The sequence below is a fragment of the Rhodococcus sp. NKCM2511 genome (genome assembly GCF_014905595.1).
GTDB lineage: Bacteria > Actinomycetota > Actinomycetes > Mycobacteriales > Mycobacteriaceae > Rhodococcoides > Rhodococcoides fascians.
Window position 1 is genome coordinate 527,465 of sequence record NZ_BNHJ02000003.1, and the last position, 9,879, is coordinate 537,343.

Genomic DNA, 9,879 nt, shown 5'->3' on the forward strand with positions numbered 1-9,879 from the left:
GGTGCGTAAGCACTGTCCCCTGGCGGGACGGCCATTCGAGCATTTGTGGGGAAACTGTGACGGCTGCAGCGGCTACCGGTCGTGAATACGACGACGAGCTCAAGAGCAGGGTTGCGCGCCTGTTGCGCTTCCTGCGCGAGATAGTCGAGGCGCGGTCGAATCCGGTCCTGAGGTTCGACGATCATGTCCAGGTCGAGTGGCTGTACTCCAGTGAGATTCCGGTTCGTCTGGACCCGAAGGCCGGCCAGGGCGGGGTCGTACTTCGGGCGCCGCGCATCGCCGTCGACGACCCACCCGAGCCACCGGCGCTTCTGACGGGTTGGCTCGATCCCCAGGTCGTCGGTGACAGTCGCTACCGCGAGATCGAGCTCGCCGACGCGTCGACGGCGGCATCACGTCGTCGCGGCGAGGCGCAGGAGTCCGACGCCGATTTCGATATTCGCAAGGCCTACGAGATCAAGAAGGCTTTCGAGCAGTACTCGGAGTCCTGGAAGCAGTGGGCTCAGGAAGATCGAGACCGGCGGCCCAAGGCAGCGCTGTATCAGGCGCTGCAACTGATGATGCAAGAGCTCGCCTCGCGTCCCGAGTCGATCGAACTGGTGGTGGCGTCGGGTCTGCTGACGTCGAGCAACCCCGACCCCCAGCGCAGCGTGCGTACTCACCTCCTCACCCAGTCGGCCGGAATCGAACGTGATGTGCGGACCGGCGACCTGTTGGTTCGACTGGTCGCCGGTAGTGCCCCGCGTCTCGAGGACGGCCAGCTGCTCACCGGATCGAAGGACTTCGATACCTCCGGCTCGGTGGCCCTCGCCGAGAAGCTGCACGGCAACGTCGACTCGCCCCTCGGTGAGAGCGTCGAAGAATTCTTGCGCGAATGGGCGACGCGAGTTCCCCGTCACGAGATCGAGGTGCTCGATCGCCTCGGGCCCCCGGGAGCTCTCGCGTACATCGACGACGATCGAACGCTGACGGTCTCACCCGCACTCGTGCTCCGAACCCGCGACTCGTTCGCGCTGGTCGAGTACTACGAGCAGATGATCGCCGATCTCGACGCCGCCGACTCACCGGTTCCGCTGGGCCTCGCGCAATTGGTCGACGCGATCGAGCCGGCCGATCGGATGGCATGGCTCGAACGGACCGGAGCCGGCGCGTCGGCGGCGCTGGCCGAAGATCCTCTGTTTCCGCTGCCGGCCAATGCCGAGCAGTCGCAGATCATCGAACGACTCGGACGCGACAGCGGTGTGGTCGTCGAAGGGCCGCCCGGGACGGGGAAGACCCACACCATCGCGAACCTGATGTCCGGGCTGCTGGCGCGAGGTCAGCGGGTTCTGGTCACTAGTGAAAAGTCACAAGCTTTGCGAGTCCTGCGCGACAAGCTGCCGCCCGAGTTGCAGGAGCTCTGTGTCTCGATCACCGACCTCTCCCGTGGCGGTTCGGACGAGTTGAATCGCAGCGTCGCCAAGATCGCCGAGCGTAAGACCTCGTTCGACGAAGCCAGTGAGCAGCAGAAGATCGACGCGCTCACCACCCGCCGCGCGGCCGCGCTCGCTCGTCGGACGGAACTACTGAACCGTGTCAGCGCCCTTCGCGAATCCGAAAACGTTGTGCACGAATATGTTTCGGATGGTTACGACGGCACGGTGGCGTCGATCGTACGTAAGGTCAAAGCAGCCGAAGGAGCCCACGAGTGGCTGCCCGGGCCGTTGCTCGCCGACCGGCCACCGTTCGACGGTGCCCAGGTCGACCAACTCCGAGCGCTGATTGCGACCTCCGACGGTGCCCGCGAGCAACGATCGCGCCAGGTGCTGCCGCGTCCCGAAACGATGCTGCCGAATTCGGCCGAACTCGCAGCGCTGTGCCGGCGTGTGCATACGCCGATAGACGCCGTCCCGCCGCTGGCTGCCGACCTGATCACGTTGCTGGGCGGCGTCGAACCTGCGGTCTCGTCCGACATCCGTTCTCTCTGCGAGGAATTGGCGGCTCGCGTGCGAGTGGTCGCGGAGCTCGATGCCACGTATGCGCGGGTGACCGACTCGGTGCTGTCCGGCGAAGCGTCTCACTTGTGGTCGCGGGTCAGCGGAATCGACGACCTCGTTGCCACTGCCGCAGCGTCCGACCGGTACATCGGCGCGCACGACGTGCAGTGCTCGTCCACGTCTGCTGCGACTCTGCAGGCTATGGATGCGCTCGCAGCTGCGCTGGAATCGGGAATCGAATGGAAGCCGCGATTTCGTCGTAGCGAGGAGCAGAAGACCGTCGAAGCTCTCGGCATCGTCGCCACCGTCGACGGGCAACCGGCGACGAGTGCGATGGCCGCTCGGCTTGTCGCGGAACACATTCGGGCTCTCGACACCGTGCAGACGGCGGCGGTGTTGCTGGCCGACCTGGCGATCGTTGTCCCGCTCGACGGCCCGCGATCGATTCGCGTCAACACCGTTGCGCAGATCGCCGATCGACTCCGTTCCGTAGCGGCCGTGGTTGCCGCTCGTGACGCACTGGTACACCGGCTCTACACGGTGTCGCCTGCTGCGCCGTGGATTCGGAGCCTCGCCGAAGCTCAGGAGATAGCCGGAGCCGCTGCGGCCATCTCCGCGCGCGTCGACATCGACATCGCCCGCGCCGAGCTGGACGCTCTGCAATTCGCGGTGGCCACTCGTATCGACGCGGGACCGTCGCCCGAAGGTCTGAATCTGGTGACGGCCCTCGGCGCTGCCGATCCTGCGGAATTGGCGGGCGCGGTCTCCGCCTACGCGCAGGCCTGCGCGGAGCAGGAGAATCAGCTGCTGCTCGAGTCGATGTCGGCCACACTGTCGGCAGTCGCGCCGGCCCTGTTCGAGTTGGTCAAGGACACCGCGGCAGACCCGGAATGGGACGAGCTCAGTTGGCAGCTGTCCAAGGCGTGGGCGTGGCGTCGCGCGCGCGAATGGGTCGGTGAGCAGCACCACGGGGGTCTCGAGCAGCAGCTGGAAGCGGAGTTGGCCGCCGCGGATGTCGACATCGCCTATCTCACGACTCGTCTCGCTGCCGCCAGTGCCTGGCTCAACAGCCTGCAGCGGATGACGGCCGTCGAGGTTCGCGCACTGCAGACTTACCGCGAGCACATTTCCAGTATCGGTTCGGGTGCCGGCAAGTACGCCGAAACCTACCGCAGCGCAGCACGATCGGCGATGCGAGAGGCACAGAGCGCGGTGCCCGCCTGGGTCATGCCGCTCTCCCAGGTGCTCGCGTCGATTCCGCCGGTGCCGGGTAGCTTCGACGTCGTCATCGTCGACGAGGCCAGCCAGGCCGACATCACGAGCCTGTTCCTGCTGTACCTCGCGCCTCGGGTGATCGTGGTGGGAGACGACCGGCAGTGCGCGCCCGCCGATGTCCCTCAGGCCGGCACGCTCGAGGACGTGTTCGACCGCCTCGATGTATATCTCCCGGATCTACCGGAGCACGTGCGGGCGACGCTGACACCGCGGTCGAGTCTGTTCTCCATGCTGCGCACCCGGTTCGGTCAGGTGGTGCGACTACGAGAGCACTTCCGTTCGATGCCGGAGATCATCAATTGGTCGAGTCAGCAGTTCTACGGAGACTCGCCACTGGTGCCGGTGCGGCAGTTCGGTTCCGATCGACTGCCGCCGCTTCGGCACACGTACGTTCGCGGGGCGACGGTCACCGGAAAGAACGCCTCGCTCGTCAACCGGACCGAGGCCATTGCCATCGCGGAGCAGATATCCGAGTGCCTCGCCGATGCCGCGTACGACGACCTGACCTTCGGAGTCGTTGTGCTGCAGGGGCAGTCGCAGGTCGACGAGATTCGCAACGAGCTGATCAAACGTATCGGCATCGAACAGTGGGAACAACGCCGCTTGCGAGTGGGCACCCCACCGGACTTCCAGGGCGACGAGCGCAACGTCGTGTTCCTGTCGATGGTGGTGGCACCGGATCAGAACTTCGCCACCCTGACCTCGAACCAGTACAAGCGTCGGTTCAACGTGGCCGCGTCGCGGGCGCAGGATCAGTTGTGGCTGTTCCATTCGGTCACCGTCGATCGCCTCAAACGAGCAGACCTGCGTAACTCTCTGCTCTCCTACGTCACGTCGGTCTCACCCGCTCCCGCCGATCCGATGCCCCAGAACGTCTCGCGCGAGATCAGGAAAGCCCCGTTCGAGACGCTGCTGGAACAGCAGCTGTTCAACGACCTCGTCGAGCGTGGCTTCCACGTCAATCCCGGTGTCGAAGTGAACAATCGGCGTATCGCGCTCGTCGTCACGGGGGAGTCCTCTCGCCTCGCCGTCGAATGCGACGTCGATTCGTTCTCGACCACCCCCGCGCAACGATCGGCGGATCTGCAACGCGAGCAGGAACTCAAGCGATGCGGGTGGACGTTCTGGCGCGTGCGGGAATCGGAGTACCACCTCGATCGTGACGGTGCTCTCGACAGTCTGTGGTTCACCCTCGCGCGATTGGGAATCAAGCCCGGTGCCGTTGGTGCGGAAGGCGGAACGGCGTCCGAGGAGACCTGGACACCGGTACCGCTCGAGTCCTCGCAGTTCGACGATTCCGGGGCTTTCGAGGCTGCGACACGAACGAACGCACCCGTTCGGCATGATTCGGTGCTGTCTCTGTGGACGATGCCCCGCCTCGACATACCTACCGACAACACCGTCGACACCGACACCACGAACGGAACCGGCACATCCAGACGGTCGGGGTTGACCAACGGAACCAGTGCTGCGAACGGTTCGAGCACGATCGACGCGACCGGAGCTCCGCGCGCGTCCACACCCCCGACAGCACCGAAAGAGCCTGCTGCAGCTGCGGACTCGGACGGACCGGGTGCATCCGATTCGGTCGACAGCTCCGAAGAAGTGCGGGGCGCGGTCGACGGAGTCGAATCGAGTGGTGGCGACGAGGAGTCCGAGAGCTCGGTCGACGAGGTGGTCGCCGAGCACCAACTGCCTCTCAACGGACTGCGGGGATACACCACGCGCCGAAGCCCGTAGGTGTGGTCCGCGGGAGTCGCGGCCCGTCAGCGTGCAGCTCGTTACCGTCGTAGTCTGGTTCGCGGTATTCGCGCACGTTCGAGCAAAGAGGGTCTCCGCCGATGGCAGATCGACAGACGCAGGGGCTGCACGCCGACAGGGCGGTGCCCGAACGGCCCGACCGAACGCTTCGTCGGCGAATCTTGCTGCCGGCCACGGTTGTTGCACTGTGTGCGGTGCTGTTCGGGCTGCCCATGTGGACCGTGCTGTTCGCGGGGGCGCAGTGGCCGCCGGTGGTCCGGCTGCTCGGCGCGGCACTGGTGATCGCTGCCGCGCTCGCCTTGCCCACCGCGATGTATCTCGGTCACCGGCCCGGCAGTGAGGGGGACAGGAGGGACGCCTGGGCGCGTCTCGGCGACGTCCTGCTGGGTCTCGCCTGGATCGCGTTCGTATGGTCGGCGCTCTCACTGTTGCTCAGGCTCGGGCTGTGGGCGGCCGGTGTCGACGATCCATTGCGGTCGCGAATCACGGCGGCGGCGACGGTGACAGTGATCGTCGGCCTTGCCCTCTGGGGCCATTACGAGGCCATGCGCACTCCGCGCGTTCGGCACACGAGCATCAGCATCGCCCGGCTCGGTGCCCGATTCGACGGCCTGCGAGTCGTCCTGGTCACCGACACCCACTTCGGTCCGGTGAACCGAACCGTGTGGTCGAGGCGACTGACCGACGCCGTCAACGCGCTCGAACCGGACGTGCTCGCGCACGTCGGCGACATTGCCGACGGTTCCGTGTCCACGCGCAGGCAACAGGCTGCGCCGCTGGAATCGATGCGCGCGTCCGCCGCCCGCGTCTACGTCACCGGGAATCACGAGTATTTCGGTGAGGCGCAGGAGTGGCTGGACCACATGCAGAGCATCGGGTGGAACGCGCTGCACAATCGTCATGTCGTGCTGCATCGAGGTGACGATGCCTTGGTCATCGCCGGTGTGGACGACGCCACGGCAGCAGGGTCGGGTGCCCCCGGTCACGGTGCCGATCTGGCTGGGGCACTGGCCGGGGCCGATCCGTCGATCCCGGTGTTGCTGCTGGCCCACCAGCCGAAACAGATCGGCGACGCCGTCCGAGCGGGCGTCGATCTGCAGGTGTCCGGCCACACCCACGGCGGTCAGATCTGGCCGTTCGCGGCATTGGTTCGACTGGACCAGCCGGTGGTGCACGGACTGAGCAGGCATGGAGCGCGTACGCAGCTCTACACCAGTCGGGGGTCGGGATTCTGGGGGCCGCCGTTCCGGGTGTTCGCACCGAGTGAGATCTCGGTCCTGACGTTGGTGGCAGGCTGACGCGTCGGCACCTGGCAGTATCGGACGGGTGAGGCACACGGGAGAGATCCAGGTAGTCGCAACCGATCTCGACGGCACGCTACTTCGTTCGGATCGAACGGTGTCGGCGCGGACTGCAGATGCGATGGCCGCGGCCGAAGCCGCGGGTATCCGGGTGGTGTGGGCGACGGCGCGGGCGCGGCACTCCATCGCCGAGCTCGCGACGTCGTGCGGGTTCACCGGTACGGCAGTGGGAGCGAACGGTGCGGTGGTGCTGGACCTTGCCGATGGCAGCCCGGTCATCGTCGCGACCAGGTCGGTGCCGACGGAGACGGTCGCGGCTGTCACCTCCGCCGTTCGATCTCTGGTTCCCGGCGTGGCGTTCGCAACTGTGGGTGCCACTCGTTTCGTCGCCGAGTCGCGATACGCGGAGCTGTGTGTCTTCGCCGACCATCACCGCCACCCGCACGAGATGGAGCTGTCGGAGGACGGTCTGTCGGCCGACATCGAGCCGACAGTCAAAATTGTTGCACGACACAGTGATACGCCGAGCGAGGAGTTGTACGCGTTGGTGGCCGAGGCAGGTCTCGTCGGTGTGGAGCTGACGCACTCCGGGGCACCGTACATCGAGATGTCCGCCGCCGGGGTATCCAAGGCCACTGCTCTGGCGGAGTTGTGCGAACAGTGGGGCGTAGCTCAGGACGACGTGGCAGCGGTGGGAGATGCGCGCAACGACCTTCCCATGCTGGCGTGGGCCGGTACCGCGCTGTGTCCATCGAATGCTGCGGAGCCGGTGCGCGCTGTGGCCGATCGTGTACTGCATTCGCACGACGACGATGCGGTTGCCCGCTATCTCGAAGAACTCACCGAGCGTCGAGTGCAGCGGTAGTCGTTCGCGATACTGTTCTCGGTCGACCGGCCTTCGACCCATCTGGGTCCGACATCACGGATGGCGTTGTCTCCGAACAACAGTGACCTGCTGTGTGGAGTCGTCGAGGTAGGTTCGGCGGACGCCGGTAGCCTCGGTCGTGCCGAATCGACCACCACGAAGGGCCTGCAGTGAACGACTCTCCCACGACCCGACCGTCCGAACCCACCACGATCGCCGAGTATCTCGACGCTCATGCACTGCAGGTGTTGCCGCTGGACGGCGCTGCGGCGGCCGATCTCGGCATCACGGTGCCGGTTCCCGCGGGGTGGCAGACGCTCGATCCGGCACAGTTTCCCGGTGCGACCCAAGTGACGGTCGAGCCGAACCTGGTGGAGAACGGTTTCGCGCCGAATGCTGTCTTGCTGGTCGGGAAGCTCTCTCACTCCATCGACCCGGAAGCGTTGATGGCGTTGGGTTTCGGTGACGGGCGCGCGATGCCCGGGTGGGTCGAGCGGGAGGCGAGTACGGCGTCGTGGGCCGGGTGGCCGTCACGGTTCATTCGGGGCACCTACGTCGCCCAAGGGCTCGAGGCTGCGGTGACGACGCGCTACGCAGTGGTCGGCGAGGAAGCTCAGTACTTGGTCCAATTGACCGTGACGACGCTCGAGTCTCAGCTGGATGCGCTCGCATTCGACGTGTCCGCGATCAACGACGGACTGACGCTTCCCGCGGCGTAGAGGCACTCGGATTTTCTATGCCAACCCCGTGCTGTCGGGCCGGGAAAGATGCAGTCGGGCGGACGCCCTGGCAACCGAGCCGCAGCAGTCCAGGGCACACGGAGTCTGCTCCGCGCGAGAGTAGGCGATGCCTGTCCGCTCCATCGGCGCAGACGGCGACCGAGTGCGACGGGCAGCGACACCTGGGTATGCCGCACCGATCCGGCTAGGGTCGTTCGCATGTCGATCAGAACCGGCCGCGTTCGGCACCTGTCGGTGGTGCCGGATATCCCCGAAGCCGACGAGCCGGCCGAACCCAGCGCAACGGAGGGTGCCGCGCGTGGCCTGGCGAATCTGGTGCTGAGGGTGAGTATCGATCACACGCGGCCGTCGATCTGGCGACGAGTGCGCGTGCGATCGGATCTGTTGTTGTCCGAGTTGCATTCGGTACTGCAGATCGCCGTGGGCTGGGAAGACCGACACCTGCACGCATTCAGCGTCAGAACCGCAGGGGCGACCCGACGGTTCGAGATGCAGGAGACCCTCGACGACGAACCGGACGACGACGCCTCCAGTGAGGAGCGGGTACGCGTCGACGAGGTGTTGACGCACCCGGGATCCGTCATGACGTACGAATACGATTTCGGTGACGGGTGGACCCACACAGTCGAGCTGGAACACGAGGACTCCGATATCGACGACCTTCGTTCGATCTGTCTCGACGGTGCCCGCGCGTGTCCTCCCGAGTCCTCGGGCGGTCCGTCGCGCTATACCCAGGCGCTGGACATCGCGGCAGACTCGTCCGACCCCGAACACTCCGAACTTCTCTCCCAGTGGGGTCCGACGTTCGACCCGGCCCGTTTCGAGGTCGATGCAGTCAACCGCGTGCTGCAATCCGCAGATGTCGGTAGGTCGACGCTCGCCGAAGCTGTCGCGGCCGCACCGGCCATCGGGCGACTGTTCGACCGAGTACGACCCACCCACGTGCCGTCACTGATGGCGTTGCTGCCCCGGTGCGAGCTCACCGTCGAAAGTTCGGTGGACCTGCCGGTTGCCGAGATCGCGATGGCCAAGCTCACCTGGTTCCTCCGAAAGGTCGGCGACGGCGGCGCTGTCCTCACCGATGCCGGCTACCTCAAGCCCGCTTTCGTTGCAGCGATCCGCGACGAGCTCGATTGGGGTCTGGGGTGGGTGGGGTCGAGCAGCCGCGAGATCGACCACCATCAGGTCACCGACTTGCGCGAGGCGGTCCGACACCTCGGGTTGACCCGCATCGCGAAGGGGCGGCTGCTGCGCACGAAGCTCGGCGAATCACTGGCCGACGACCCGATCGGCATGTGGCGGCATGCGGCCTCGCGGCTTCCGCTGGGGAAGGAGACATACGAGACCGATGCCGCGACGCTGTTCCTGATCTCTCTGGCCGCATCGGCCTCAGCGGCCCACCGTAACGAGATGCTGATCGAGACGGTCTCCGAATTAGGCTGGGCCAGTGAGGATTCCGGTGTGTTCGACGCCAAGTTCGCTGCTCAGACGACCATGAGCTTTCTCGACCTCATCGGTGCCCATGGCCCGAGCTTCTACTTTCGGGAAGCCGTATCGGACTCACCGAGTTGGTCCCGTCGATTTGCACGCGACGCTTTGTCCAGTTGACCGCCGATTCCGAGGCGTTCGGTGCCGTCTCGGCCGGCTCGACGCGTCTCCAGGGGCCTGACCAGCCGATTTGCGTGTGTGGGGTTGGTGGCGTAACTTTTGTCGAGTCAGAGCGACGGACACCGACCCGGTCTTCACGGACTGGGTGAACGAGGTTCTACGTGTGGCTCGGCAGGTTTTATCCCCCAAGAGTCGGGCCTTGTGTCCGAGACCAAGCTGGGATAGGCTGGAACAGTTGCCCTTGAGGCCTACGGATTGTGTGTTCGTGGGGTTCGAGTGTGTGCGTGTTCTTTGAGAACTCAACAGTGTGTCGATGAATGTCAGTGCCGAATTTTATTTGGTGAATGCATTCG

The 9,879-nt window shown here is 65.6% G+C and carries 5 protein-coding genes; all 5 read left to right on the top strand.

All coding sequences use genetic code 11. The features are described 5' to 3' along the window. Positions 1–56: 56 nt before the first annotated feature. Positions 57–4,991 (top strand): AAA domain-containing protein, encoded by a 4,935-nt coding sequence (locus tag JLZ96_RS21935; protein WP_201011241.1) that lies wholly within the window; start codon positions 57–59, stop codon positions 4,989–4,991. A 101-nt stretch (positions 4,992–5,092) separates the two neighbouring features. Beyond that, positions 5,093–6,310, top strand: a complete 1,218-nt coding sequence (locus JLZ96_RS21940) for a metallophosphoesterase (RefSeq protein ID WP_201011242.1) — start codon at positions 5,093–5,095, stop codon at positions 6,308–6,310. A gap of 28 nt (positions 6,311–6,338) precedes the next feature. Further along, complete coding sequence (locus tag JLZ96_RS21945) at positions 6,339–7,178, top strand: HAD family hydrolase (protein ID WP_201011243.1); 840 nt, start codon at positions 6,339–6,341, stop codon at positions 7,176–7,178. Positions 7,179–7,348: 170 nt separating this feature from the next. Beyond that, a complete protein-coding gene (locus JLZ96_RS21950) occupies positions 7,349–7,897 on the top strand; it encodes an LpqN/LpqT family lipoprotein (RefSeq protein ID WP_201011244.1) in 549 nt (182 codons plus the stop codon). Between the two features lie 219 nt (positions 7,898–8,116). Continuing rightward, complete coding sequence (locus tag JLZ96_RS21955; protein ID WP_201011245.1) at positions 8,117–9,526, top strand: plasmid pRiA4b ORF-3 family protein; 1,410 nt, start codon at positions 8,117–8,119, stop codon at positions 9,524–9,526. The last annotated feature ends 353 nt before the right edge of the window (positions 9,527–9,879 follow it).

Bases quoted from the DNA above. Each gene is read 5' to 3' on its own strand.
- JLZ96_RS21955 (WP_201011245.1), top strand. From the start codon at position 8,117: ATGTCGATCAGAACCGGCCGCGTTCGGCACCTGTCGGTGGTGCCGGAT.
- JLZ96_RS21940 (WP_201011242.1), top strand. From the start codon at position 5,093: ATGGCAGATCGACAGACGCAGGGGCTGCACGCCGACAGGGCGGTGCCC.